Source organism: Halorubrum sp. SS7 (assembly GCF_005435055.1).
GTDB lineage: Archaea > Halobacteriota > Halobacteria > Halobacteriales > Haloferacaceae > Halorubrum > Halorubrum salinarum.
In genome coordinates, this window is record NZ_SGXV01000009.1 from 1 (window position 1) to 24,513 (window position 24,513).

Genomic DNA, 24,513 nt, shown 5'->3' on the forward strand with positions numbered 1-24,513 from the left:
AGCGCATGATGAAGAAGATGGGCGGCGAGGGCGGCGGCCTCGGCGACATGATGGGTGGCGGCAAGGGGCCGTTTTAAATAGTATCTCGTCCGCGAATCGGTTATCGACCGTTGCTCTCGCTGGTGACGGCGGATTTTTTCAGGCACCTATCTACCCGGTTATAAATGGCTGGCTCTGTTGAAATCCTCAATAGGTGACACATTCTGACCCGCTTGCGGTCAATACAGGTGAACCACTGAAGGTTTCTGGGGTTTACTCAGTGGAGGAGTCGTTATATTCCTATTTTTCCTCAGATACGACACCTGATTGGCTCGGGCCAAATCGCCGTAAAGCAAACGCAACAGTGGAGGATACAATCCCTATTGGGACGCCATATAACATTGCTCCCCCCACGCCGGTTAAAAGTCCATAGTCAGGTTGAGGGTTATTGAGCGAGATGACACTATACAGGGCAGAGCCGCTTATGACGATCACGGCGACGGCGATACTCACGAGTATTCCGGCGTTGCGATACGTGTGTATCCCTGCCAGAATAATCGCTGATACCGTGGCTCCAAGAAATGAGTTTCCCATACCGGAACTTCCGACAAGATAGAGTTGACCGAAGAACACGGCCATGAGAATGACCGAGTAGCCGAGATACCGAAGCGATAGGTTCAACGACTTCCCAAGAAGAAGCGATTCTAACCGCGAGTCCATGGACCATGACGGTTCTCTGGTTGTATAAGGTTTCATCGAGAAGGTCGCGGGAAATTGGACATATAGATAGTACCCAAAACGAGCAGGTACTCTATGGCCGGGTTCAATAAGCACTCTTCAGCGACCAGCCCTTTCAGGCGAGAACATGTCTGTAGAATGGGATTTCAACAGAGACAAATAGCTGATTGCGGATCGACGGAGAACGCCTCCAAAGCCAGCTGTTTATATATAAATAGTTGATTGCGGACCGACGGCGAACACCTCCAAAGTCCCAGCCGCGAGGGCGGCACACGCTCGCTGCGCTCCTCGCTCGTTCGCTCCGCTCACTCGCTGTGGTGCTTACGTCGCCTGCGCCGCCCTCGCGGCTGCCCCTTTGAGTCCCTCCCCGCCCGCGACCGCACGGCACCTCACGCCTCCCCAGCCTCGTCGCTGGCACCCTCCGCTTCGCTTCGGGAGCCAGCGACTCCCTCGCGCGTGCTGACTCGCGGCCGCCGAGGACGGCCGCTCGCAGGCACGCGCCACCGGGGAAAATGGAGATGACGAGATCGACCTGTACCGGCAGCCCCCGAGCGCTTCAGGCCCTTTATACGGGTGACCGGGCTACCCTCCCCCGATGAACCGAGACCGGATCGGCGAGTACGACGCCCTGATCCTCGTCTCGCTCGTCTGGTTCCTCGGGAAGTTCGTCCGCTACCTCTTCCCCCCGCTGTTCGAGTCGATCCAGGGCGCCTACGGCGTGAGCAACGCCGTCGTCGGGACCGCGTTCACGGGATTCATGATCGTGTACGCCCTCCTCCAGTTCCCGAGCGGCGCGGTCGCCGACCGGCTCGGACCGGTCCGGGTGATCGTCGCGGGCGCGCTCGTCGCCGGCGCGGGGTCGCTCGCGGTCGTCGTCGACGCGCCCTTCGCCGCGCTGGTCGCCGCGATGCTCGTCATCGGGGCCGGCACCGGCGTCCACAAGACCGTCTCGGTGCGGCTGATCGCCCGCGTCTACCCCGCCCGCACCGGGCGGATGCTCGGCGCACACGACACGCTCGGCGCGATGGGCGGCGTCGCCGCGCCCGCGGTCGTCGTCGCCGTCCTCTCGGCGCCGCCCGCGCTCGCGGCCGTCCTCGCGCGGCTCCCCGGCGCCGACTGGCGCGCGCCGTTCCTCCTCACGGGCCTCCTCGCGGTCGGGCTCGCGGTCGCCACCGCGGTCCGCCTCTCCGGGTCGCCGGCGGCGACCGGCGCGACCGCGAGCGACGGCGACTCGCCCGGCGCGGGCGAGTACCTCCGGCTGTTCCGGAACCCGCGCTTCTCGGCGTTCGTGCTGGTGACCGTCGGGTTCTCGTTCGCGCACAACGGGCTGGTCGCGTTCCTCCCGCTGTACCTCTCTGAGGCCGCGGGCCTCGCGGCCGCGACCGCGAACCTCCTGTACTCGCTCGTGTTCGCGGTGACGTTCGTCCAGCTGGTCACCGGCGACCTCTCCGACCGCGTCGGCCGCTTCCCGGTGATGGTCGCGGCGCTCGGGCTGGCGGCGGCGGCGCTGGTCGCGCTCGTCTCGCTGCCGAGCCTCGGTGCCGGCGCCGTCGCGGCCGCGGTCGCCGTCGCCCTCTTCGGCTTCGGCTCGCACGGGTTCCAGCCGGTGCGCAGCGCCTACCTGATGGAACTGCTCCCGGAGCGGCTGGCGGGCGGCGGGCTCGGCGTCGTCCGGACGCTGCTGATGGGCGCCGGCGCCCTCGCGCCGAGCGCGGTCGGCGTCGTCGCCGACGCGGTCGGGTTCCGGCCGGCGTTCGCCCTCCTCGCCGGGTCGATGGGGCTCGCGGCGATCGTCGCCGCCGGGCTCTGGGTGACGGAGTAAGGCGCCCGCCGGGCCCTTGATCGGGTCCCTGACCGCGCCCGCGGCACTCAGTCGAGGCTCCCGGGATCGAACGTCTCCGGGTCGAACTCGTGCTCGCGGAGCCGGTCGGCGTCGACCGCGCGCAGCACGGACTCGTTCGTGGCCTCGAGGACGACCGGCGGCGCGACCCCCGCCCCGGCCGCCTCCGTCCAGCGACCGACGCAGAGGCACCAGCGGTCGCCCGGCTCCAGCCCGGGGAAGTCGAACTCGGGGCGCGGCGCGATCAGGTCGTTGCCGCGGTCGCGGCTGTACCGGAGGAAATCGGCCGTGACGACCGCACAGAGCGTGTGTTCGCCCACGTCGCCGTCGACGTCGCGGCAGTACCCGTCGCGGCGGTAGCCGGTCGTCGGCTCGCCGCCGCAGGGGGCCAAGTCGCCGCCGAAGACGTTGCGCTCGTCGGAGTCGTCGGTCGACATGGAACGGTGTTCGGCCGCCGACGGGATAAGCGACCGGCGGGTCGCCGCCCGGCGGCCGTCGGGCGTTCGGCCGGCCGTATAAGTGCCGCGCCGTCGAACGGTCGCGGCATGAGCCGGAACGACGAGGTCGCGACCCGCTTGGAGGAGTTCGCCGACCTCCTCGAGGCGACGGGCGTCGAGTACAAGCCGACCGCCTACCGACGGGCGGCCGAGAACGTCCGCGACCACCCCGCGCCGATCGAGGGGCTCGCGGCCGAGGGCGAGGACGCGGTCGCCGAGATCGACCGTGTCGGCGACGCCATCGCCGCGAAGATCGTCGAGTACGTCGAGACCGGCGAGATCGAGGAGCTGACCGAGCTCCGCGAGGAGCTGCCGGTCGACATGGCCGGGCTGACCGCGGTCGAGGGCGTCGGCCCCAAGACGGTCGGCTCGCTGTACGACGCGCTCGGCATCTCCGACCTCGACGAGCTCGAGGCCGCCGCGGAGGCCGGCGAGATCCAGGAAGTGTCCGGGTTCGGCGCCAAGACGGAGGAGAACATCCTCGAGAACGTCCCGTTCGCGCGGGAGGCCCGCGAGCGCACGCGCCTCGGCGACGCCCGGCCCGTCGCGGACGACGCGCTCGGGTACCTCGCCGACCGCGACGCCGTCGAGGCGGTCGAGGTGTGCGGCTCGATCCGGCGCTGGAAGCCGACGATCGGCGACGTGGACCTGCTCGTCGCCAGCGAGGAGCGCGAGCCGATCGTCGAGGCGTTCACCGACTGGGACGCCGCGGACGCGACGATCGAGGCGGGCACCGGAAAGGCGAGCGTGCGCGCCGACGGCACCCGCGTCGACCTCCGGGTCGTCGACCCCGACGAGTTCGGCGCCGCGCTCCAGTACTTCACCGGGTCGCGGGCGCACAACGTCGCCGTCCGCAACCGGGCGATCGACCGCGGGCTCAAGCTGAACGAGTACGGGCTCTTCGACGTGAGCGACCTCGACGAGGACCCCGCCGCCGACGCGGACGACGGCGGAGACGCCGCCGAGGCCGACTCGACCCGCGCCGGCGAGCGCGTCGCCGGCGAGAGCGAGGACGAGGTGTACCGCGCGCTCGACATGGAGCCGGTCCCGCCCGAACTGCGCGAGGACCGCGGCGAGGTCGACGCGGCCGCCGAGCACCGGCTCCCGCCCCTCATCGGCGAGGGCGAGCTCCGCGGCGACCTCCACACCCACACCGACTGGTCCGACGGCGGCTTCTCGATCGCGGAGATGGCGCGGGCGGCCGACGAGCGCGGGTACGACTACCACGTCGTCACCGACCACGCGACCGGGCCAGGGATGGTCGGCGGCGTCGGCCTCGACGAGTCCGACATCGAGGAGCAGGCGGCGGCGGTCGCCGAGGCGGCCGACGAGGTCGGAATCCCGATCTTCCACGGGATCGAGGCCAACATCGACGCCGACGGCGGGCTCTCGACGGACGACGAGACCCTCGCCGCGCTCGACCTGGTGGTCGCGTCGCCGCACGCCGCCCTGGGACAGGACCGCGAGGCGGCCACCGAGCGGCTGGTCAACGCGGTCGAACACCCCCACGTCGACGTGCTGGGCCACCCAACCGGCCGCCTCATCAACGAGCGGCCGGGGCTCGACCCGGACGTGGAGGCGATCGCGACGGCCGCGTCGGCGGCCGGCACCGCGATCGAGGTGAACGCGAACCCCGCCCGGCTCGACGCCGACGGGGAGTTCGTCCGGGCCGCCATCGAGGCGGGCGCGACGATCGCCGTCAACACGGACGCGCACGCCCCGCGCGAGCTCGACAACGCGCGCTACGGGATCCACACCGCCCGGCGGGGGTGGGCGCGTGCCGCCGACGTGCTCAACGCCCGCTCGCTCAACGGGGTCCGCTCGTTCCTGCTCGAATGACGAGCGGCGACGGCGGCGACGCGCCCGACGGTCCGGGCCCCACCACCGGGGGGAACCCGCCGGTCCTGCTCGACGTCATGTGCGGGAAGCTGGCCACCTACCTGCGCCTGTGCGGCTACGACGCCGCCTACGCGCTCGACCGCGGCGTCGAGGCCGACGACCGGCTCCTCGACCTCGCAGCCGACGAGGGGCGGACCCTGGTCACCCGCGACCGCGAACTCGCGGCGCGGGCCGACGCGGCGGACGGCTCCCCCGAGGCCGTCCTCCTCGCCGAGCGCGACGTGCTCGACCAGCTCCGCGAGTTCGACGCGGCGGGATTCGCCGTCGAACTCGCCGACGAGCCCTCCCGGTGCGGCTCGTGTAACGGTCCCGTCGAGCGCGTCGACCCCGAGGCGAACCGTGCTCCGACCGACCGTCCCGACTACGTCCCCGACGACGTGGGGAGCGACCGACCCGGATGGCGCTGTGCCGAGTGCGGGCAGTGGTTCTGGAAGGGCGGCCACTGGGACGACGCCGCGGCGCGGCTGGACGGGCTCTGACCCGCCCGGCGGCCCGAGCGTAACCGGTTTGCCCGCCCGCCGCGTACCGGTCGGTAATGGAACGCGAACGGGCCGTCGACCGCTTGGAGTCGCTCGTCGACCGCGTCGAGCGCGAGCCGATGCCGGTGCCCGTCCGCGAGGTGTGGGCGTTCGGCGACGTGGCGCTCGGGCTCGACCCGGTCGACCGGCTCGACGTCTACCTCACGAAGGACGTGATCATGGGCGGCGACGGCGACGCGGCCGCCGCCTTCGAGGCCGAGTACGGCGTGAAGGGCGTCGGCACCACGGTCGACGCCGACTGGGCCGAGGCGAACCCCGACCGCGTCCGGACGAGCGACAACGGCTACGCGGCGCCCGAGAAGTGTCTCGCGGCCGAACTCGTGGAGGACGACGAGCCGATCCACCTCGAAGTGTGTAACGCGGGCTTCGAGGACAACGTCCGCCAGCGGCTGAAGGGCGCGCTCGCCCGCGACGCCTACGAGGAGGTGCTCGACCCCCGCGGGGTCTGCCTGTGGGTCGACGGGGAGCACGACGACGAGGCGTTCGACCGCCTCCGCGAGGCCTCGCTGGCGATGCCGACGCTGCCCGCCGCGCTCGGGATGCTCGGCGCCGACGAGGACGCCGCGAACGCGGCCGCGGACGTGCTCAAACGGCAGCGCGCCGAACAGGAGGGGGCGTCCGTGCGCGGCGACATGGTCTGAACCGGCTCCCGGGGAAACGGGGGTCAGCCGCCGTCCGGCACGCGCCCCACGGTCACGTCGAAGGGGACGTACTCGACGCGCTCGTACTCCTCGGCGCCGATGGCGTCGACGACCTCGCGGCCCATCTCGCGCCAGCGCCCCCGGAGGTCGTCGTAGGCCGCCTCCGATGTCGCGGCGACCAGCTCCTCGCGGTGGTCGGCCAGGCCCGCGCCGGAGGCCTTCCGCGCCGCCGACCGGAGCGCGGCCTCGGCGTACGGCGGCTCGGTCCGCTTCTCGTGAACGTACCGCCGGGTGCGCACGTCCGTCAGCCCGGCCGCGTCGAACGCCTCGCGCACGCGGTCGCCGAGCGCGACGTCGGTGTCCACGCCGTCGACGTACGCCTCGCGGGCCTCACGCTCTAAGCGCTCCTCGGCGTCGACCGTCGAGGCCACTCGCACGTCAGCGTTGTCGGGCTCGACCGCGGCGACGAGGTCGCTCGAGACGCGGGCCAGTTCGCGGACCGCCGCTGTCGGGTCCGGGAGGTTGATCAGGAGGGCCTGACAGGCCGCCAGATCGACCGCGTCGTCCCCGACCGGGAGCCGCGTCGCGTCCCCCGCTAGGTAGCCGATCCGCCCGTTGCTCTCCTCGCGGGCGACCCCGAGGAGGTCGCGGTCGGCGTCGACGCCGATCACGGTCGCGTCCGCGTCGCCCGCCGCGTCCGCCTCCGCGGCCAGCACGCGGGTCAGCTCCCCCGTGCCGCAGCCCACGTCGAGGACGCGCTCGCGGCTCCCCAGGTCCAGGTCCGCGAGCGCGTCGCGGCCGTCGTCCCACATCCCGCGGCGGGTGTGTTCGAGGTACTCTGCGGAGAAGCGTCGCACGGGCCCGCTTCGCGGCGGGCGGAAATAAACGTCAGGAGATCGGTCGCGTGCGACCCCGCGTCCTCACTCCGCGTCGCCGCTTTCGCTGTTCCCGCTACCGGACCCGACCCCGAGCAGGTCGGCGGCGAGGACGGCGGTCACGCCGGCGCAGTAGCCGACGAACGCGCTGGTCACCCCGACCGCGGCGAAGCTCACCGTCACGTCGCCGATCGCCGGGTTCCCCCCGTTGATCCCGGGGACGCCGACCACCGTCCCGAGGAGGACGAACCCGCCGAGGACGGCCGCCGGCACGACGCCGACGGTCAGGCACGCCGGGCCCCCGCACCGCGCGTACGCGCCGGCGGCGGCCAGCGGCCCGGGCGCGTAGAACACCAGCAGCGGCAGGAGCCGGTCGGTCAGGGCGCTCGCCGTCGTCACCCCCGCCGACTCGGCGAGGAACGCGGCGACGAGCGCGAGCGCCACGGCGCCGGCGAACCCGACCACCAGTCCGACCGCGCGGCCGCGGCGGCGTCCCAACAGCAACGCCTTCGTGGTGGGCATGTCCGTGGATCGATCGCGAGGTCACTTAAAACCGCGTCGGACGGACGGCGTCCTCGGAGCCGACGGCGCTCGGCGTCGCAGAGCCCGTCTCAGTCGTGACGCAGCTCCCGCACCCGGTCGATGTTCCACGCGAAGCTCTTCCCGTCCTCCGTCGGCGTCTCCAAGGCCAGCGGCACGTCGACCAGATCGGGGTGGTTGAGGATCCGCTCCATCCCCGCCTCGCCGATGTGCCCCTCGCCGATGTGGGCGTGTTCGTCCTTGTTGGTGCCGCACTCGTGTTTCGAGTCGTTGAGGTGAATGTACTTCAGGTGCTCTAACCCGACCACGTCGTCGAACTCCGCGACCGTCTCGTCGACCGCCTCGGGCGTCGAGAGGTCGTAGCCCGCCGCGAACGCGTGGGCCGTGTCGACGCAGACGTCGATGTCGGTCTCCGTGCGGTCGATGATCCCCGCGAGGTGCTCGAACTCGCCGCCGAGCTTCGTCCCCGCGCCCGCGTCGCTCTCGATCAGGACCGTGACGCCGTCGGGCACGTCGAGGTCGTCGATCACCGACGCGGCGTTGTCGAGGCCGCCCTCGACCCCGGCGCCCGTGTGCGCGCCGAGGTGGACGTTGACGTACGGGATGCCCAGCTTGTCGGCCGCGTCGACCTCCTTTTGCATCGAGTCGAGCGACTTCTCCCGGAGCCCCTCCTTCGGCGTACAGAGGTTCACGAGGTAGGAGGTGTGGATCACCCACGGTCCCTCCAGGTCGCGCTCGGTCCCCTCGCGGAACCGCTCGGCCTCGTCGTCGCCGATGTCCGGGTCCTGCCACACCTGCGGCGAGTGGGTGAATATCTGTCCGCAGTTGCCACCGACCTCGACCTGGTTCGCCACGGCGTTGTCCACGCCGCCCGCGATGGAGACGTGCGCGCCGACCTTGAGGCTCATACCGGCTACACGGAGGCGGCCGAAAAAGCCCCTTCGGAACCGGGAATCCCCGCTCCGCCTGCCGAGGCCGCTACGCCCCGCCGCCGGGGCGCGTTCGGACCCACCCCTCGTCGCGGTACTTCTCCGCGACGAGCTCCTCGGCCCGCTCCAGCTCCGCGTCCGTCCACGAGCCCTCCGTCTCCACGGTCGCGTCGGGCGCTCCTCCCGCCCAGTCCGCCAGCGCCGCCTCGACGGCCGCGACCGCGTCGGCCCGGTCGACGTCGACCAGTTCGTCCATCCCGACCACGCGCTCCCGGAACCCTTCGGGAGTCACCGGGGAGCCGTCGAAGACGCCCAGGTGGCGGTCCGCCTCCGCCGAGAACGTCAGCGACCCGTGCTGGATCACCGCCTCGCGCTTGCGGTACTGCGCGTTGCCGGCGATCTTGCGCGGACCGGCGCGGCCGTCGTCGGCAACCACGTCGTGGGCCGGGTGAAGCTCGCGGAGGTAACACGCCGGGTGGTACAGCTCCGGCAGCGGACCCTCGACGTAGTCGGCGTCGATCCCGAGCCGGTCGAACGCGTCGAGGACGGGCTCGCACAGCAGGTGGTAGCAGTCGAGCAGTTCGCCCGGCACGTCGTCCGCGGGGACCGCGATCGAGTACGCCACGTCCCCGCGGCCGTCGTGGTAGATCCCGCCCCCGCCCGTCTGCCGGCGGGTCACGTCGATCCCCTCGCGCTCGCAGAAGCCCCAGTCGACCGTCTCCGGCTCCTGGTGGCGCCCGAGGGTGAGACAGCTCGGCTCCCAGCGGTAGGCGCGGAGCGTGGCGGGCCCTCCCGCCGCGGCGGTCTCGGCGGCGACCTCGTCTAACGCCATCTGCATCGGGCCGGGGCGGGCCTCCTCGCGGATCAGCCGCCAGTCGACGGCGGGCGCGGTCATACCGCTCCCGTGGGGCGCCGCTCCGAAAGCGGTTGCGCTCGGCGTCGCGAGCGGCGAGATACGGATTTGCTATCGCAGTATGCGATTTATCGGCCACCGATCCCGAACGCGCGTCCCTTTTAGGAATCGCCGGAGTAGGGGCGCGTATGGTGCGAAACGTCGCCGGCGACATGGCGGAGCTCGACCCCGAGGACTTCTACCTCCTCTCGGGCGTCGAGCAGGGGATGCGCTTCTCGGAGTGGGTGCGCCGCGACAAGCTCCCCGACTACGCGGACCTGACGCGCGAGGAGGTCGACTACCGGATCGACCGGTGTCTCGACCGGGAGCTGATCGAGCGGAAGACGATCCAGTACGAGGGGTACCAGCTCACCTTCGAGGGGTACGACGCTCTGGCGCTGCGGACGTTCGCCGAGCGCGAGACCATCGACGGCGTGGGGTCGCCCCTGGGGCTCGGCAAGGAGGGCGACGTGTACGAGGCGCAGTCGTTCCGGCCGCTCGCCCTGAAGTACCACCGCGAGGGGTACACCAACTTCCGCGAGGTGAACCGCGAGCGCGAGTACACCGCCGACCGCGACCACGTCTCGTGGCTCTACACCGCGCGCAAGGCGGCCGAACGCGAGTACGAGGCGATGGAGGAACTGTACCCCGACGTGAGCGTCCCGCGGCCGGTCGATCACAACCGGCACGCCATCGTGATGGAGAAGTTCCCGGGCGTGGAGCTGTCGCGCGCGAAGCTCGACCCGGAGCAGGCGGTCGGGGTCCTCGATCTGATCCTCCGGGAGCTGACGACCGCACACGACCTGGGCTGGGTCCACGCCGACGCGTCCGAGCACAACGTCGCCGTCGCGGAGAGCGGCGTGACCATCTTCGACTGGCCGCAGGCCGTGCCCGTCGACCACGAGAACGCGCGCGACTTCCTGAAACGCGACGTCGAGAACCTCACGCGGTACTTCGCTCGCAAGTATCCCCACGAAGTGCCCCGAGAGGCCGATATCGACGGTATCGCCGCCGCTATCGCCGACGGCTCGTTCGACAGCGTCCGAGCGTTCGACGACCGATAAATCGGATAGCGCGATATACAATTTCTATCGGGCAGTACGACGACGGTCCCGCCCGACGCGGAACCACCGCGTTGAAACCGGTCGCTCGCGAGACTCCCGAACAGCTCATGGAGGACTCGGACCCCGACCGCCTCGCCGCCCGGATTACCGAGGGAGACGCCGAGGCGGTCGTCGCGGCCGTCGCGCGCCTCGAGGGGGTCGACGTCGAGACTCGGAAGCGCGCGCTGCGCGCCGTCAGAGACGCGGTCGACGACGGGACCCGCCTCGGTGAGGCGGCCGCCGAGCCGCTGACCTCGTTCCTGACCGACGACGACCGGGCGGTTCGGCTGACGGCCGCGAAGCTGTTCGTCGCGCTCGCGCGGACGGCCCCGGAGGCCGTGACCCCCGCCGTCGATTCGCTCGGGGCGCGGCTAGCGGACGACGCGGAGTTCTACTACGTCCGGGCCCGCTGCGCCGAGGCGCTCGGGTACGTCGCCGTCGAGTCGCCCGAGGCGGTCGCGGACCCGGCGACGCTGGCCGACCTCCGCGTCGGACTGGAGTTCGACGAACCGGAGGTGAAAGAGAAGCTCGCGAAGGCGCTGGCGCACGTCGCGCTCGGTGACCCCGGTCGACTCCGCCACCACGTCGACTCGCTCGCCGAGCACCTCGACGCCGACGACGAGCTCGTGCGCTACCACCTCTGTACCGCGCTGGTCGCCATAGGCTGTGAACACCCCGAGCGGCTGACGGCCGCCGAGGCCGCCCTCGGCGAGCGCCTCCGCGACGAGAGCGCGTACGTTAGGGGCCGCGCCGCCGAGGCGCTCGGCCTGCTCGCCGGAACCGAGTCGCCGGGCGAACGCGTCGACGTGGACGAGGCGCTCGACGAGGTCGACGCCGACGCGGCGCCGTCCTTCCTACTCGACCGCGCGGAGTTCTGCCGGCGCCGACTGGCCGATCCGGCGGCAGATCCGGTGTCCGGCGTCGGCACCGTCGAGTCGGTCCGCGAGGGGACGGCCGACGCGGTTGCGGCGATGACGGCCCCCGACGACGGCGCCTGCCCGCACTGCGGCCTCGACTTCGCCGACGGCGGCCCGCCGATGTGCCCGCGCTGCGGGACGCCTCGCTGACAATTTTGGTCAGCCTAAAGATTCGGAACTCTTTTGAATAGTTAGGCGAGCCTAAAACGTATGGCAGATGAACGGCCTGACCGGCTGGAATCGTCTCGACGGGACTACGTCAAGTACGGCGCCGCCGTCGGGGTCGGCGGCCTGCTCGCCGGCTGTACGTCCGACGCCGGAAGTTCGTCGGGGCCGACGGACGACGACCCGGAGACGGAAAACGAGACGACGGAGGGGGACGACGGCGGGGCGACGAGCGCCGAGGAGTCGACCGAGGACACCGGGTACTCGGTGACGATGTCGCCGGCCGGTACGGTGGAGTTCGACGCGGTCCCGGAGACGGCGGCCGTGTACTCCAACCACGACGCCGACATTCTCGTCTCGCTCGGCCAGTCCGACGTCATCTCGTCGCTGGGCTTCCCCGAGAACTACAGCGCGCAGTACTACGACGAGCTCCCGGGCGTCTCCCTCGACACGGGCGCCCTGACGAAGCTCTACGACGACGGCGTCGACAAGGAAGTGTTCTACGAGCTCGACAGCGACGTTCACCACATCGACCCGGTGTGGATGAGCGGCTGGTCCTCGTTCGACGAGTCCGACTTCGACGAGATCGAGTCCAACATCGCCCCGTTCTTCGCCAACTACCACAGCCGGACGAACATCGCGCCCGACAGCGCGTCCGACTACCAGTTCTACACCATCTGGGAACTGGTCGACAAGTACGCGCAGGCGTATCAGGTGCCGGAGCGCGGGGCAGAGCTGAAGGCCGTCCGCGACGAGATGGTCGCGGACATCCGGGCGGACCTCCCGCCGAAGTCGGAGCGGCCCGAGGTCGGCGTCGTCTGGTACGATCAGAAGAAGGAATCCTTCTGGGTGTACCACCTGAATGAGCCGGGATTCCAGAACGCGCACACCCGGCCGCTGCGGGCGAACGACGCGCTCTCCGAGTTCGACAGCGGTCCCCGGAGCGGCTGGTCCGACAGCGCGCTCATCGACATGGAAGCGATGCTCGACGCCGACCCCGACGTGCTCCTCCACTTCTCGGACTGGCAGAATCCGGACGGGGCGACGGAGGCGTTCTTCGCCCTCGACGAGCACCCGGTCGGGAAGGAACTCACCGCGGTCGAGAACGACCGCCTCTACGCGAGCGGCGACGCGTTCCAGGGACCGATCATCAACATCTTCCAGATCGAACTCACCGCGAAACAGATCTACCCCGACCTGTTCGGCGAGCCGCCGGAACCCGGAAACACCGGCGGACTCGGTGAGATGTTCGACCCGCAGCGCGTCGCGGACATCGTCAACGGAGAGTTCTAATCATGACCGACGACGACACCGACACGACGGCACCGAGCCGACGCGACTACGTCAAGTACGGCGGCGCGGTGGTCGGCGGCGGCCTGCTCGCCGGCTGCGCGGGCCGATCCAAGTCCGGTTCGACGCCGGACTCGAACGGCACCGAGACGGGCTCGACGAACGAGACGGGGTCCTCGACCGACGACGGGTCGGCGGACACGGCCGAGGACGGCTCGTACTCGGTCGAGATGTTCCCCGTCGGCGAGGTGGAGTTCGAGTCGGTCCCGGAGGCGGTCACGACGTACAACATGGGGTGGGCCGACATGGTGGTCTCGCTCGGTCAGGCGGACAAACTCCAGACGAACCGACTGAGCGCGCCCACGCTCTTCTACGACCGGCTCGACATCGACTACGACAACGACTGGCCACCGCTGTGGCAGGACGGCGGGATCCCCAAGGAGGTACTCTACGAACACGACCCAGACGCGTTCCTCATCGACCCCAACCTGATCCAGGCCTGGGACGACAACTGGGACGACTCCGACGTCGAGGAGATCGAATCGAACGTCGGGCCGTTCTTCGGCTGCCACAACCGTCGCATCAGAAGCGACTGGCAACAGGAGATGGGCTACCCCGAACGGGCCCCGTCGATGTTGGAGGCGTTCGAGAAGGTCGGAACTGTGCTCGACGAACGGGCCCGGACCGAGGCGTGGCTCGACCTCCACGAGGACCTCCAGTCCGAGGTCGAATCGCGGCTCCCCGACGACGGCGAGACACCGTCCATCGGCCTGATAAACTCCGGCTCCTCGCCCGAGAACGGCGAGTTCTACGCGCTGTATCTGGAGGACAACGGCTACGAGATGAAGCCCTACCGAGACCTCGGACTCGTCGGCGCTGACGCCTTCGCCGGCGTCGAGACCGGCCAGTACGGCAAGACGGACTACGAGACGCTGCTCGAAGTGGACCCGGATGTCATCGTCGTCCACTGGGGCGTCACCACGGGGTCGGTCACCTTCGGCGGTGACGGGGCGTTCGACGCCGAGCGGTTCCGTGAGAAGTTCGTCGCGCCGATGGAAAACGACGAGGTCGGGAGCCAACTCACTGCGGTCGAAGAGGGGCGCGTCGTGCCCGGTCCGACCGCCGAGCAGGGCCCGCTGGTCAACGCCTTCCAGACGGAGCTCACGGCCCGGCTGTTCTACCCCGAGGAGTTCGGCGAAGTCGACACGGAGGCGCCACTCGACGTGCCCGAGAACGAACAGCTGTTCGACCACCAGCGCGTCGCGGACATCGTCAACGGCGACATCTGACCGATGAGCACCACCGATCCCGAAGCGACACACGACTGCGACCGCGACGTGGCCGTCGTCGGCGGCGGCCCGGCCGGCTGCTCCGCGGCCGTGTTCTGCGCCCGCGAGGGGCTCGACACGGTCGTCTTCGACCGCGGCCGGTCGTCGCTCAAGCGCTGCGCGCACCTCGAAAACTACCTCGGCTTCCCGGCCGGGATCGACATCGAGACGCTGTACGGGCTGATCCACGACCACGCCGAGACCGCCGGCTGCGAGATCGACTCCGACCTCGTCGAGTCGGTCGACCGCGCCGACGACGGCGAGGGCTTCGTCGTCACTCCGCAGGAGGGCGACCCGGTCACCGCTCGCCGCGTGATCGCGGCGACGCGCTACGACGGCTCGTACCTGCGCGGGCTCGACGACGGCGCGGCGATGTTCGAGACGTACGAGGAGGGCGGCGAGGAGCACGACTGGTTCGACCGCGAGTACGCCGCACACGACGGGACGACGCCCGTCGACGGGCTCTACGTCGCCTCGCCCTCGGAGGAGGCCGACACGCAGGCGATCATGGCCGCCGGCCGCGGCGCCCGCGTCGCCCACCGCGTCATCGCCGACGCCCGGATCGACGACGGCTGGTGGGAAGCGGTCGCGGACGGCGTCGACTGGGTGCGCCGAGAGGCCGAACTCGACGACGAGTGGAACGACCGCGACCGGTGGACCGAGTGGTTCGACGACCACTACGGCGACGACGCGCCCGTCGACACCGACTCCGACCGCTACCGGCGCGTCCGCGCCGCGGCCATCGACGAGTCGCTGTCGTCGTACGTCGAGCCGGACGAGATCGAGGAGCGCGCCGCCGAGGGGCAGGCCGCGCTCGCGTCGCACCTCGACGCGGACCGAGTGGCCGGGGCCCTCGACGCCGAAACGCTGCTGGACGCCGTCGACACCGAAACGCTACTCGACGGCGTCGACGACGAGACGCTGCTCGATGCGGTCGACGAGGACAGCGTTCGGGACCGCGCCGCCGAACTCGGCGCGACGCGGGGGGGATCCTGACCGTGGCGACGGGAACCTCCGCCGGGGCGGCCGGCTGGCGCGAGCAGTGGTTCGGCTGGTTCGACGGCTCGCTGTTCACGCTGTGTGCGGCGAGCCTCGCGGTCGTCGTCCTCGGCGGGCTCGCCCAGGTGAGCTTCGGCGCGTTCTCGATGACGATCGTCGACGCGTGGCAGGCGGTGTTCGACCCCCGCGTCGTCTTCGACGCGCAGGCGTGGCGAGCGTTCCTCCTCGGGGCCGAGCTCCCGGAGATGGGGAAACAGAGCCTCATCGTCTGGAACATCCGGCTGCCGCGGGTGTTCGTCGCGATGCTCGTGGGGATGAACCTCGCCGTCTCCGGCGCCATCTTCCAGGCCGTCACGCGCAACGAGCTGGCGAGCCCGTTCATCCTCGGCGTCTCCTCCGGCGCGGGCCTGATGATCCTGCTGACGCTCGTCGTGTTCTCGGGGCTGGCGGCGTTCCTCCCGCTCATCGCCTCGGTCGGCGGCGCGGTCGCGTTCCTCGTCGTCTACGCCATCGCGTGGAAGAACGGCACCTCGCCCGTCCGGCTCGTGCTCGCGGGGGTCATCGTCGGGACCGTGTTCAGCAGCCTCCAGACGGCGCTGTTCTTCTTCGCCGACGACATCGGCGTCGTCCAGTCGGCCATCTCCTGGACCACTGGGTCGCTGACGGGCACCGACTGGGAGCAGGTCCGGATGGCCCTGCCGTGGACCGCCGTCGCGATGCTGCTCGCCTTGGTCAGCTCCCGGCAGCTGAACGTCCTGCTGCTCGGCGAGCGCACGGCCAGTTCGCTCGGGATGAGCGTCGAGAAGGTCCGGTTCGCCCTCTCGGGCGTCGCGGTGCTCGCGGCGTCCGCGAGCATCGCCGTGGCGGGCATCGTCGGCTTCGTCGGGCTGATCGTCCCGCACATGGTGCGCAACATCGTCGGGAGCGACTACCGGAAGCTGGTGATCGGCTGCCTGTTCGCCGGCCCGGCCCTGCTGGTCGCCGCCGACGTGGGCGCGCGCCTCGGCATGGCGGTGCTCGTCGGCTCCGACGCGCAGATCCCGGTCGGCATCGTGACCGGGCTCGTCGGCGGACCGTACTTCCTCTACCTGATGCGCAGACAGGAACGGATGGGTGAGATCTGATGGCGCTCGAACCGACCGCGGGCGAGTCGAAGCGCCCGACCGAGACCGAGGCCGACGCGGGCCGGGACGCCGAGGCCGACGGTCGCCTCGACGGGGAGGACCTCGTCCTCTCGTACCCCGCGAGCGACGGGCCCGTCGTCGACGGCGAGTCGATCACGGCCCCGAGCGGGGCGGTGACGGCGCTCGTGGGTCCGAACGGGTCCGGCAAGAGCACGCTGCTGAAGGGGCTCGCCGACCAGCTCGCGCCCGACGCCGGCTCGGTGCTCGTCGACGGCCGAGAGATCGGCTCGTTCGACAAGAAGGAGCTCGCACGGACGATGGGGCTGCTCTCGCAGGAGAGCACGTCTCCGAACAGCATCACCGTCGAGGACCTGGTGTACCACGGACGTTACCCGCACCGCGGGTTCTTCGAGACGACGACCGACGAGGACGAGGCGGCCGTCGACCGCGCCATCGAGCTGGCGGGCTGCGGTCACCTCAGGGACCGCGAGGTCGGCAGCCTGAGCGGGGGGCAGAAACAGCTCGCGTGGATCGCGATGGCGCTCGCGCAGGACACCGACGTGCTCCTCTTGGACGAGCCGACGACGTTCCTCGACCTCCACCACCAGATGGAGGTGATGGAGATCATCGAGACGCTCCGGGACGAGAGCGAGGTCACCGTGGTCGTCGTCCTCCACGACATCGAGCAGGCGGCGCGGGTCGCCGACCGCGTGGTCGCGCTCAAGGACGGCGCGATCCGCGCCCGCGGCACGCCGGAGGAGGTCGTCACCGAGGACCTGCTCGCCGAGGTGTTCGAGATCGACGCCGCGGTCGACCGGACGCCGCGAGGGCCCCGGATCGAACCGCTCCGCGCCCGGCACGACGACGACCGCGAGCGCCCGAGCGAGCGCGTCGCACGTGCCGACGGCGGCGACGAGTAGGCTCGCGACCGTCGCGGTCGATCCCGGGTCGGTGGCGCACGGCGCTCCGTCGGGAATCGACGGATCAGAATCCTTTTCAATTTTTAGGTCAGCCTAAAAATATGGCAGACGAACGAAGCCAGCGTCGGGCGCCGACCCGGCGAGACTACGTGAAGTACGGCGGCGCGGTCGTCGGCGCGGGAGTGCTCGCCGGCTGCGCGGGCACCTCGGACGACGGCTCGGCGCCCGAGGGCAACGAGACGTCCGACGCGACGAACGGGACCGCGGGCTCGGACGACGACGCCGCGGCCGAGTCGACGGCCGACGCGGGCTACACCGTCGAGATGGCCCCGATGGGCGAGGTCGCGTTCGACGCGGTGCCCGAGCGCTGGATGGCGTACTTCAGCACGTACGGCGACATGGGCATCGCGCTCGGTCAGCTCGACGGGCTTCAGGGGCTGATCTTCACCGAGAACTGGCCGCTCGGGTTCTTCGACCACCTCCCCGACGTCGACGTCTCCTTCGACGGCGTCGCCCAGCTCATGGGCGACGGCGGGATCGACAAGGAGTCGTTCTACGAGCTGGACGCCGACGTCCACCTGATGGACCCGAACTTCATCAGCCTCCTCGACGACACGTGGACGGACGCCGACTACGAGGAGGTGGCGACGAACGTGGGTCCGATCGTCGGCAACTCCATCCGTCGCCGCGGCGAGGACTGGCACGACTACCGGTACTACTCGCTGTACGAGGCCTTCGAGGTCGTCGCCGACGTGTTCCAAGAGCGCGAGCGCTACGAGGCGCTCAAGTCGGTCCACGACGGGCTGATCGCGGACATCGAGTCGCGACTCCCCGACCAGGCCGAGCGGCCGACCGTCGGGCTCCTCTCGGTCAACTCCGACTTCGAGAACGGTACCTTCTACGCGTACCCGGTCAACGACGGCAACGGTCACAAGCAGTACCGGGACGTGGAGATGCGCGGGGCCTTCGACGACGCCATCGAGGGGGGCTACGCCGAGTGGGACTACGAGCAGATCCTCGAGGTCGACCCCGACGCCCTGCTGTTCCAGTACGGCTTCTCGCACGTCTCGGCCGAGGAGTTCGAGCGGCGCATGGACGCGATGCGCGAGGACCCGGTCGGCAAGCGGCTGACCGCGGTCCAGAACGACCGCCTCTACCGCGGCGGCACGTCGTATCAGGGGCCGCTCATCAACCTCTTCCAGACGGAGGCGGCCGCAAAGCAGTTCTACCCCGACGCCTTCGGCGAGTGGAACGGGATCGAGACCCTCTCCGACCCCGAGGCCCGGCTGTTCGACTACCGGCGCGTCGCGGACATCGTCAACGGGGACTACTGAGATGCGCGACGACGCTCCGACCCGACGCGACTACCTGACGTACGGCGGCGCGGTCGTCGGCGGGGGCCTGCTCGCCGGCTGTACCGGCGGCTCCGAGGGCCCCGGGTCGAACGCGACCGACGACGAGACGACCGGCGGGTCGAACGCGACGGAAGGGTCCGACGCGACGGGAGACTCGAACGGCTCGACGGCCGACCCCGGCTACACGGCGACCATGGCTCCGGCCGGCGAAGTCGCGTTCGACGCGGTCCCGGAGGACGTCATGGTCTACAGCCTCCTGTACGCCGACCTGGCCGTCGCGCTCGGCCACGGTGACGCGGTCAACTCGCTCGGCTTCGACGCCGACGCCGGCGGGAACACGCTGGACGCCTACTACGCCGACCTCGACGGCGTCTCCTTCGACCGCGACGGGCTCGCGCAGCTCAACACGGGCTCCGGCGGCGGCATCTCCGTCGACCGCGAGTTGCTCTACGAGCTCGACAGCGACCTCCACCTCGCGGATCCCTGCCTGTTCGTCTCCTTCGACGGGTGGACCGAGGACGACGTCGCCGAGATCCGCGACAACGTCGGGCCGTGGTTCGGGAACATCTACAGCCGGCGGCGCTCGCAGCCGCCGGAGCCGTGTCGGGACCGGTACGAGTACTACGCGCTCCCGGACATCGGCGAGCGCGTCGCCGCCGTCTTCCGGGAGGAGGAGCGGTTCGCCGCGCTCGACGCGGTCCGCGAGGACCTGCTCGAGACGGTCCGGAGCGACCTCCCGCCGGCCGAGGACCGGCCAACGGTCGCGACGCTCATCTACATGGACGGGACCTACTACCCCTCGCGGACCGACGGCCCCGGGTTCGCGAACGCGCACGTCCGACCGCTCGGCGCTCCCGATGCCTTCGCCGGCGACGAGGTCACCTACGAGACGACGTACGACCACGAGGCGCTGCTGGAGGTCGACCCCGACGTCATCCTCCACCAGTTCGGGATCGCCTCCTACTACGACGTGGGCGCGGTCCGCGAGGAGCTGGCGGACCACCCCGTCGCGAGCGAACTTGCCGCGGTCGAGAACGACCGGTTCTACCCGTCCGGGAACCCGGTTCAGGGCCCGATCATGAACCTGTTCCAGCTGGAGATGACCGCGAAGCAGCTGTACCCGGAGCGGTTCGGCGAGTGGCCCGGCTACGACCACGGCGACACCTACCCCGCGATCCCCGACGGCGAGCGGCTGTTCGACCGACAGCGCGTTGCGGACATCATCAACGGGGACGCCTGACATGAGCGACGACGACATCACCACGACCGGAGAATCGACCCGGCGCGACTACCTGACGTACGGCGGCGCGGTCGTCGGCGGAACCCTCCTCGCCGGCTGCGCGGGGCCCTCCGACGAGTCGGATTCCGGTGCGGACTCCGGCGAATCGGACACGGGTGCGGACTCCGGCGCCCGGGACGCGAGCTACTCGGTGAGCATGGAGCCGATGGGGACCGTCGAGTTCGAGTCCGTCCCGGAGACCATCGCGCCGTTCACCGCCGACTACATCGACATGTTGGTCGCGCTGGGCAAGGCCGACGCCGTCCGGTCCATCTGGTACCGCGGTCGGTACAAGACGAACCACTACGACGAGCTCGACGGCGTCTCCGTCGACCTCGACGGTCTCACCCAGCTGTGGAACGACGGCGTGTCCAAGGAGCTGTTCTACGAGATGGACGCGGACCTCCACCTCATCGATCCGCACTCGCTGACCGACTGGCTCGCCGCCTGGGACCAATCCGACGTCGACGAGGTCCGGGACAACGTCGCCCCGTTCCTCGGGAACCTGATCTTCCGCCGCACGGACGACTGGCACGACTACCGGTACTACTCGCTGTACGAGGCCTTCGAGAAGGTCGCCGCCGCCGTCCAGGAGCGAGAGCGCTTCGAGGCGATCCGATCGATACACGACGACCTCGTCGCGACGGTTCGGGACCGACTGCCGCCGCAGGCGGAACGCCCCGACGCCGCGCTCATGTTCGCGGGCAAACAGCCCGAGGAGTTCACGCCCTACCGGATCAGCGGTGAAGGCGCGAACAAGGAACACTTCCACGCGGTCGGCATCGAGGACGCCTTCGAGGGGACGGGGGTCGAGGGGTACACCGGCTCCGAATCGCTGGACTACGAGACGCTGCTGGAGATCGACCCCGACGCCTTGCTGCTCCGGTACCACGGGCGAGGGATGAGCCGTTCGGAGTTCGAGGAGACGGTCGTCGCGTACCTCGAGGACCACGACCTCGGCAGCGAACTGACGGCCGTCCAGGAGGGTCGGGTGTTCCGCGGCGGGCCGATATACGCCGGGCCGCTTCACAACCTGTTCATGATCGACCGGTACGCCACCGGCCTCTACCCGGACCGGTTCGAAGACGAGCGGCTGTTCGACCGCCAGCGACTCGCGGACATCATCAACGGAGACGCCTGACATGAGCGACGACGATATCACCACGACCGGAGAATCGACCCGGCGGGACTACGTGAAGTTCGGCGGCGCGGTCGTCGGCGGCGGGCTGCTCGCCGGCTGTACCGGCGGCTCCGACGACGACTCGACGCCCCCGGCCAACGAGACGGGCGGTGCGACGAACGAGACCGCGGACTCTGACGGCACCGACGAGTCGACTGAGGACGCCGGCTATAGCGTCGAGATGTCGCCCGTCGGCGAGGTCGCATTCGACGCCGTGCCGGAGACGTGGGAGTCGTACTTCCCGGGCTACGCCGACATGGGCGTCGCGCTCGGACAGGCCGACGGGCTCACCGCGGTCGGCGTCAAATCGCGGTACCACACGGAGTATTACGACGAGCTCGACGGCGTCTCGGTCGACAAAGGCGAGATCACCCAGCTGTACGACGAGGGGATCGACAAGGAGCTGTACTACGAGCTCGACAGCGACGTTCACATCACCGACCCGCAGTGGCTGCTCAAGAACTCCTTCTTCGGTCTCGACGAGGGCGACGTGACGGAGCTGACCGAGAACGTCGCGCCGTTCGTCGGCAACGCGAACTTCCGTCGGACCGACCCGTGGCACGACTACCGGTACTACACGATGTACGAGGCCTTCGAGAAGGTCGCGGAGATATTCCGGGAGGGCGACCGCTTCCGGGCCTTCGCGTCCCTCCACGACGACCTCCTCGCGCGGGTCCAGGCGGACCTCCCGGCGGCCGACGCCCGGCCCGCGGGGCTGCTGTGTTTCGCCGGGTCCGATGCGCCCGAGAAGTTCTCGCCGTACCGCCTCACCGACAAGGGGACTAACAAGAAGCACTTCCGCGATCTGGGCGTCTCGGACGCGCTCTCCGGAACGGGCGTCGAGGGGCTCTCGACGGACGACCGCGGGCAGATCGACTACGAGACGATGCTGGAGGTCGATCCCGACGCGCTGTTCGTTCGCGGCCACGAGACCAAGACCCGCGCCGAGTTCGAGGACACCGTCTTGGCGTTCATGAAGGAACACAGCGTCGCAAGCGAACTGACGGCCGTCGAGAGCGGCGCGGTGTACCGCGGCGGCCCGATATATCAGGGACCGATCCAGAACCTGTTCCTGACCGAGCGGTTCGCGACGCTTCTGTACCCCGACACGTACAGCGGCGAGCTGTTCGACCGCGACGCGGTGAGCGCCATCGTCACCGGCGACGCCTGACCGCGGGCGGACGTTTCCGCGCCGCGGTCACACCTGGGGGGGACCGGCCCGCGGCCGGGTCGCGAGCGCGGACTCCGTGTGGAGCGGACCGTGGCGACGCGCCCCGTTTCGGGGCCGTGCTGACCGGTACTTTCTTGTGTTTTTAGGCTGGCCTAAAACATATGCTCGGAGGGAACCGCACCGACACCGGATCGACTCGGAGGGCCGTTCGAATCCGCGCGAGCACGTCGCCCGGTCGGCGGACCGAGGCCGGCCGTACGGACCACACCTGAACCATGGTACGGACCGACACTGTCGGGCGGACGAGCGCGGCCACGCGGTCGCCGCCGTCGACGGAGGGGCCCTGAGATGAGCGTCGACACGTACGTCGAACGAGCTCGGACCCGCGTTCGGACGGAGCGGGAGGCCCTCGACGCGAAACGGACGGCGTTCGAGCGGTTCGACCGCCGCGTTCGGTCGATATCGGCCGATCCGACGCCGGTCGCGTCGACGGGCGCCGCCGTCACCGGAACGGAACAGCGCGTGAAACCGGCGGGCGACGCCCGCTGCCGAGACGTCCGTCGGGCGTTCGAGGAGACGGTCCGGCCACACAGCCTCGACGACGTCGAGGGCTCCGGCGACGAGTCGCTGCTGGAGACGGTCCGCTCGGAGCTCACCGAGTCGATCGCGCTGGCGCTCTCGCCGGCGACCGACGCCTCGTTCAGTCCGCAGCTGAAGCGAACGATCGTCGCCGAGACGGCCGCCCGTCGGAACGAGGTCAAGGCGCTCGAGGGGGCGCTCGCCCGCGAGGCGGCGCACCTGTCCGACGCCGCCGACGCCGTCGACGCCGTCGTCGAGCGCCTCGCGGCCCTCGACGAGACGCCGCTCACGGCGCTCGGTTTCGGGGCGCTCGAGACGCGACACGAGACGCTCGACGAGCTCCGATCGCGGTGTGCGGACCTGGCGCGGCGCCGACAGGAGTTTCTGAACGGCACGACGAGCAACGGGGCCGAGGCCGCCGTCGCTCACCGGCGGCTTCCGCCGTACCTCTACCGCGACTTCCCCGTCGATCACCCCGTCCTGTCGACGGTCGCGACGCTCGACGCGACGTGTGACGACTGCCAGCGAGCGGTGCGGAGACACCTCGTCCGGAGGGTATGACTGTGGGAAGCGGACCGCGAGGTCGGCGCGCTCGGGCGTGGGCCTGGACGTACCTCGCGACTTTCGGTCCCGGTGACGGGCGTGAGGAAGGGGACGGCGCCGACGACGCCGACGGACCGTCGTCGAGCGGGGTCGACGGCGGGACGCGAGGGGGCGAGCGATGACCGGCGCCCCGCAGTACCTCTTGGCGGTGTACATCCTCGGACATCGGGACGGGGAGCCGATCCGGACGAGCGCGGTGGCCGAGGCGCTCGACCGGTCGCCGGCCACGGTCACCGAGACGTTCCAGCGGCTCGACGATGACGGCCTCGTCGAGTACCGGCCGTACGAGGGCGCGACGCTGACGGACGCGGGACGCGAGCGGGCCGCGGAGCTTCACGAGACCTACGTGACCGTCTCGTGGTTCTTCCGGAGCGTCTTGGACCTCGACGACTCGGAGGGTCAGGCGATGCGGGTGGCGGGGCTCGTCAGTCCGAGCGTCGCCGAACGCCTCGCGGAGACGCTCCCCGTCGAGACGAGCGATGGCCCGGGAACCGACGCGGACGACGCGTCGGCGACGACCGACGACGAGCGGTCTTGACCCAGGCCCGGACGCGCCCTCACCCCGGTCGAATCCGGCAGACCGGCACCGACCGCCGTCCCGTTTTAGGCGGTGCGAAAAATAACAGAACGTAATTACTTATCAGCGGGATATCGGTATATATCCTATATATAGGCTCTATCGCGTGTTTTTAGGGTACCCTAATACCACAGTTTTATGATACTATGCGTCGAACGTGAGAACGCAATGAGCGCAGAAGGACTCGAACGGCAGACGCGGAGTTACCTGAGCAACGAAGTCCCGCAGATCCAGCAGCACGGCGGCAGCTTCGAGATACGCGACGTCGACGAGGAGGCGGGAACGGCGACCGTCGCCATCGGCGGCGCGTGTTCGGGCTGTGGTATCGCCCCGATGACGATGAAGGCCATCGAGCGCCGCCTGCCGGAGAGCGTCGACGGTCTCGAAGACGTCGAAGTCGTGCGGTCCGGCGGTCCGCGAGCCGCGGTGATGCCGTCGAAGACCGACGAGATGGACGAGATGGACGAGTACGAGGACTACAGCCCGCCGTTCTGACCGGGGAACCGGACGAGTCCGTCCCCGTCTTCGGGGAGAGCGCTCGAACCACGGACCCC

Annotated in this window: 24 protein-coding genes; 18 read left to right on the plus strand and 6 right to left on the minus strand. The window is 70.0% G+C overall.

Annotation, left to right across the window (positions count from 1 at the left end; translation table 11 throughout):
* Positions 1-279 precede the first annotated feature (279 nt).
* The gene (locus tag EXE44_RS10200; RefSeq protein WP_137695093.1) at positions 280-699 is read right to left on the minus strand and encodes a hypothetical protein; all 420 of its coding nucleotides are present in this window, start codon (positions 697-699) and stop codon (positions 280-282) included.
* A gap of 613 nt (positions 700-1,312) precedes the next feature.
* Here EXE44_RS10200 and EXE44_RS10205 point away from each other — a divergent pair.
* Positions 1,313-2,539, plus strand: coding sequence for an MFS transporter (locus tag EXE44_RS10205; RefSeq protein ID WP_137717053.1), 1,227 nt, complete (start codon positions 1,313-1,315; stop codon positions 2,537-2,539).
* A gap of 47 nt (positions 2,540-2,586) precedes the next feature.
* On the opposite strand, the gene EXE44_RS10210 is transcribed toward EXE44_RS10205, so the two are convergent.
* Positions 2,587-2,994: a DUF2237 family protein gene (locus tag EXE44_RS10210; RefSeq protein WP_137717054.1), complete on the minus strand. Its 408-nt coding sequence runs from the start codon at positions 2,992-2,994 to the stop codon at positions 2,587-2,589.
* A 108-nt stretch (positions 2,995-3,102) separates the two neighbouring features.
* On the opposite strand from EXE44_RS10210, the gene EXE44_RS10215 reads away from it, so the two are divergent.
* The 3 genes from EXE44_RS10215 to EXE44_RS10225 are packed head-to-tail and all read left to right on the plus strand — an operon-like array spanning position 3,103 to position 6,133.
* The gene (locus EXE44_RS10215; protein WP_137717055.1) at positions 3,103-4,893 is read left to right on the plus strand and encodes a helix-hairpin-helix domain-containing protein; all 1,791 of its coding nucleotides are present in this window, start codon (positions 3,103-3,105) and stop codon (positions 4,891-4,893) included.
* Positions 4,890-5,432 carry a Mut7-C RNAse domain-containing protein gene (locus EXE44_RS10220; protein WP_137717056.1) on the plus strand — a complete coding sequence of 181 codons (543 nt, stop codon included), beginning with the start codon at positions 4,890-4,892 and terminating at the stop codon, positions 5,430-5,432. Before EXE44_RS10215 ends, EXE44_RS10220 begins: the two co-directional genes overlap by 4 nt.
* 56 nt (positions 5,433-5,488) lie before the next feature.
* Entirely contained in the window at positions 5,489-6,133 is a 645-nt protein-coding gene (locus EXE44_RS10225; protein WP_137717057.1) for a hypothetical protein, read from the plus strand.
* A 23-nt stretch (positions 6,134-6,156) separates the two neighbouring features.
* On the opposite strand, the gene EXE44_RS10230 is transcribed toward EXE44_RS10225, so the two are convergent.
* From EXE44_RS10230 to EXE44_RS10245, 4 genes are all read right to left on the minus strand, one after another.
* Positions 6,157-6,990 carry a class I SAM-dependent methyltransferase gene (locus EXE44_RS10230; RefSeq protein WP_137717058.1) on the minus strand — a complete coding sequence of 278 codons (834 nt, stop codon included), beginning with the start codon at positions 6,988-6,990 and terminating at the stop codon, positions 6,157-6,159.
* A gap of 63 nt (positions 6,991-7,053) precedes the next feature.
* Positions 7,054-7,530: a hypothetical protein gene (locus tag EXE44_RS10235; RefSeq protein ID WP_137717059.1), complete on the minus strand. Its 477-nt coding sequence runs from the start codon at positions 7,528-7,530 to the stop codon at positions 7,054-7,056.
* A gap of 89 nt (positions 7,531-7,619) precedes the next feature.
* Positions 7,620-8,456, minus strand: a complete 837-nt coding sequence (locus EXE44_RS10240) for a deoxyribonuclease IV (RefSeq protein ID WP_121561699.1) — start codon at positions 8,454-8,456, stop codon at positions 7,620-7,622.
* 70 nt (positions 8,457-8,526) lie between these two features.
* On the minus strand, positions 8,527-9,372 hold the full coding sequence (locus tag EXE44_RS10245) for a lipoate--protein ligase family protein (RefSeq protein ID WP_137717060.1): 846 nt from the start codon (positions 9,370-9,372) through the stop codon (positions 8,527-8,529).
* 146 nt (positions 9,373-9,518) lie between these two features.
* On the opposite strand from EXE44_RS10245, the gene EXE44_RS10250 reads away from it, so the two are divergent.
* The 14 genes from EXE44_RS10250 (at position 9,519) to EXE44_RS10315 (ending at position 24,454) form a co-directional block, all read left to right on the plus strand.
* A complete protein-coding gene (locus EXE44_RS10250; protein WP_137717061.1) occupies positions 9,519-10,433 on the plus strand; it encodes a serine/threonine-protein kinase RIO2 in 915 nt (304 codons plus the stop codon).
* 107 nt (positions 10,434-10,540) lie between these two features.
* A complete protein-coding gene (locus EXE44_RS10255; protein ID WP_137717062.1) occupies positions 10,541-11,539 on the plus strand; it encodes a HEAT repeat domain-containing protein in 999 nt (332 codons plus the stop codon).
* Positions 11,540-11,599: 60 nt separating this feature from the next.
* Positions 11,600-12,847: an ABC transporter substrate-binding protein gene (locus EXE44_RS10260; RefSeq protein WP_137717063.1), complete on the plus strand. Its 1,248-nt coding sequence runs from the start codon at positions 11,600-11,602 to the stop codon at positions 12,845-12,847.
* Between the two features lie 2 nt (positions 12,848-12,849).
* Positions 12,850-14,133 carry an ABC transporter substrate-binding protein gene (locus tag EXE44_RS10265; RefSeq protein WP_137717064.1) on the plus strand — a complete coding sequence of 428 codons (1,284 nt, stop codon included), beginning with the start codon at positions 12,850-12,852 and terminating at the stop codon, positions 14,131-14,133.
* A gap of 3 nt (positions 14,134-14,136) precedes the next feature.
* A complete protein-coding gene (locus EXE44_RS10270; protein ID WP_137717065.1) occupies positions 14,137-15,168 on the plus strand; it encodes an NAD(P)/FAD-dependent oxidoreductase in 1,032 nt (343 codons plus the stop codon).
* On the plus strand, positions 15,165-16,295 hold the full coding sequence (locus EXE44_RS10275) for an iron ABC transporter permease (protein WP_173230779.1): 1,131 nt from the start codon (positions 15,165-15,167) through the stop codon (positions 16,293-16,295). The genes EXE44_RS10270 and EXE44_RS10275 overlap by 4 nt, the downstream gene beginning before the upstream one ends.
* Complete coding sequence (locus tag EXE44_RS10280; RefSeq protein WP_137717067.1) at positions 16,295-17,215, plus strand: ABC transporter ATP-binding protein; 921 nt, start codon at positions 16,295-16,297, stop codon at positions 17,213-17,215. The genes EXE44_RS10275 and EXE44_RS10280 overlap by 1 nt, the downstream gene beginning before the upstream one ends.
* A 101-nt stretch (positions 17,216-17,316) precedes the next feature.
* Entirely contained in the window at positions 17,317-18,549 is a 1,233-nt protein-coding gene (locus EXE44_RS10285; protein ID WP_137717068.1) for an ABC transporter substrate-binding protein, read from the plus strand.
* A gap of 1 nt (position 18,550) precedes the next feature.
* Complete coding sequence (locus tag EXE44_RS10290) at positions 18,551-19,810, plus strand: ABC transporter substrate-binding protein (protein ID WP_137717069.1); 1,260 nt, start codon at positions 18,551-18,553, stop codon at positions 19,808-19,810.
* A 1-nt stretch (position 19,811) separates the two neighbouring features.
* Positions 19,812-20,990 (plus strand): ABC transporter substrate-binding protein, encoded by a 1,179-nt coding sequence (locus EXE44_RS10295; RefSeq protein WP_121561708.1) that lies wholly within the window; start codon positions 19,812-19,814, stop codon positions 20,988-20,990.
* Position 20,991: 1 nt separating this feature from the next.
* Positions 20,992-22,200 carry an ABC transporter substrate-binding protein gene (locus EXE44_RS10300; RefSeq protein WP_137717070.1) on the plus strand — a complete coding sequence of 403 codons (1,209 nt, stop codon included), beginning with the start codon at positions 20,992-20,994 and terminating at the stop codon, positions 22,198-22,200.
* Positions 22,201-22,548: 348 nt separating this feature from the next.
* Complete coding sequence (locus EXE44_RS10305; RefSeq protein WP_137717071.1) at positions 22,549-23,340, plus strand: hypothetical protein; 792 nt, start codon at positions 22,549-22,551, stop codon at positions 23,338-23,340.
* Between the two features lie 160 nt (positions 23,341-23,500).
* Positions 23,501-23,920: a metal-dependent transcriptional regulator gene (locus tag EXE44_RS10310; protein ID WP_137717072.1), complete on the plus strand. Its 420-nt coding sequence runs from the start codon at positions 23,501-23,503 to the stop codon at positions 23,918-23,920.
* Between the two features lie 207 nt (positions 23,921-24,127).
* Positions 24,128-24,454 carry a NifU family protein gene (locus EXE44_RS10315; RefSeq protein ID WP_053771741.1) on the plus strand — a complete coding sequence of 109 codons (327 nt, stop codon included), beginning with the start codon at positions 24,128-24,130 and terminating at the stop codon, positions 24,452-24,454.
* Positions 24,455-24,513: the final 59 nt, after the last annotated feature.

Bases quoted from the DNA above. Each gene is read 5' to 3' on its own strand.
- EXE44_RS10295 (WP_121561708.1), top strand. From the start codon at position 19,812: ATGAGCGACGACGACATCACCACGACCGGAGAATCGACCCGGCGCGAC.
- EXE44_RS10265 (WP_137717064.1), top strand. From the start codon at position 12,850: ATGACCGACGACGACACCGACACGACGGCACCGAGCCGACGCGACTAC.
- EXE44_RS10290 (WP_137717069.1), top strand. From the start codon at position 18,551: ATGCGCGACGACGCTCCGACCCGACGCGACTACCTGACGTACGGCGGC.
- EXE44_RS10285 (WP_137717068.1), top strand. From the start codon at position 17,317: ATGGCAGACGAACGAAGCCAGCGTCGGGCGCCGACCCGGCGAGACTAC.
- EXE44_RS10205 (WP_137717053.1), top strand. From the start codon at position 1,313: ATGAACCGAGACCGGATCGGCGAGTACGACGCCCTGATCCTCGTCTCG.
- EXE44_RS10260 (WP_137717063.1), top strand. From the start codon at position 11,600: ATGGCAGATGAACGGCCTGACCGGCTGGAATCGTCTCGACGGGACTAC.
- EXE44_RS10220 (WP_137717056.1), top strand. From the start codon at position 4,890: ATGACGAGCGGCGACGGCGGCGACGCGCCCGACGGTCCGGGCCCCACC.
- EXE44_RS10210 (WP_137717054.1), bottom strand. From the start codon at position 2,994: ATGTCGACCGACGACTCCGACGAGCGCAACGTCTTCGGCGGCGACTTG.
- EXE44_RS10280 (WP_137717067.1), top strand. From the start codon at position 16,295: ATGGCGCTCGAACCGACCGCGGGCGAGTCGAAGCGCCCGACCGAGACC.
- EXE44_RS10270 (WP_137717065.1), top strand. From the start codon at position 14,137: ATGAGCACCACCGATCCCGAAGCGACACACGACTGCGACCGCGACGTG.
- EXE44_RS10240 (WP_121561699.1), bottom strand. From the start codon at position 8,456: ATGAGCCTCAAGGTCGGCGCGCACGTCTCCATCGCGGGCGGCGTGGAC.
- EXE44_RS10200 (WP_137695093.1), bottom strand. From the start codon at position 699: ATGGACTCGCGGTTAGAATCGCTTCTTCTTGGGAAGTCGTTGAACCTA.
- EXE44_RS10300 (WP_137717070.1), top strand. From the start codon at position 20,992: ATGAGCGACGACGATATCACCACGACCGGAGAATCGACCCGGCGGGAC.
- EXE44_RS10215 (WP_137717055.1), top strand. From the start codon at position 3,103: ATGAGCCGGAACGACGAGGTCGCGACCCGCTTGGAGGAGTTCGCCGAC.
- EXE44_RS10255 (WP_137717062.1), top strand. From the start codon at position 10,541: ATGGAGGACTCGGACCCCGACCGCCTCGCCGCCCGGATTACCGAGGGA.
- EXE44_RS10245 (WP_137717060.1), bottom strand. From the start codon at position 9,372: ATGACCGCGCCCGCCGTCGACTGGCGGCTGATCCGCGAGGAGGCCCGC.
- EXE44_RS10225 (WP_137717057.1), top strand. From the start codon at position 5,489: ATGGAACGCGAACGGGCCGTCGACCGCTTGGAGTCGCTCGTCGACCGC.
- EXE44_RS10315 (WP_053771741.1), top strand. From the start codon at position 24,128: ATGAGCGCAGAAGGACTCGAACGGCAGACGCGGAGTTACCTGAGCAAC.
- EXE44_RS10310 (WP_137717072.1), top strand. From the start codon at position 23,501: ATGACCGGCGCCCCGCAGTACCTCTTGGCGGTGTACATCCTCGGACAT.
- EXE44_RS10235 (WP_137717059.1), bottom strand. From the start codon at position 7,530: ATGCCCACCACGAAGGCGTTGCTGTTGGGACGCCGCCGCGGCCGCGCG.
- EXE44_RS10305 (WP_137717071.1), top strand. From the start codon at position 22,549: ATGAGCGTCGACACGTACGTCGAACGAGCTCGGACCCGCGTTCGGACG.
- EXE44_RS10250 (WP_137717061.1), top strand. From the start codon at position 9,519: ATGGTGCGAAACGTCGCCGGCGACATGGCGGAGCTCGACCCCGAGGAC.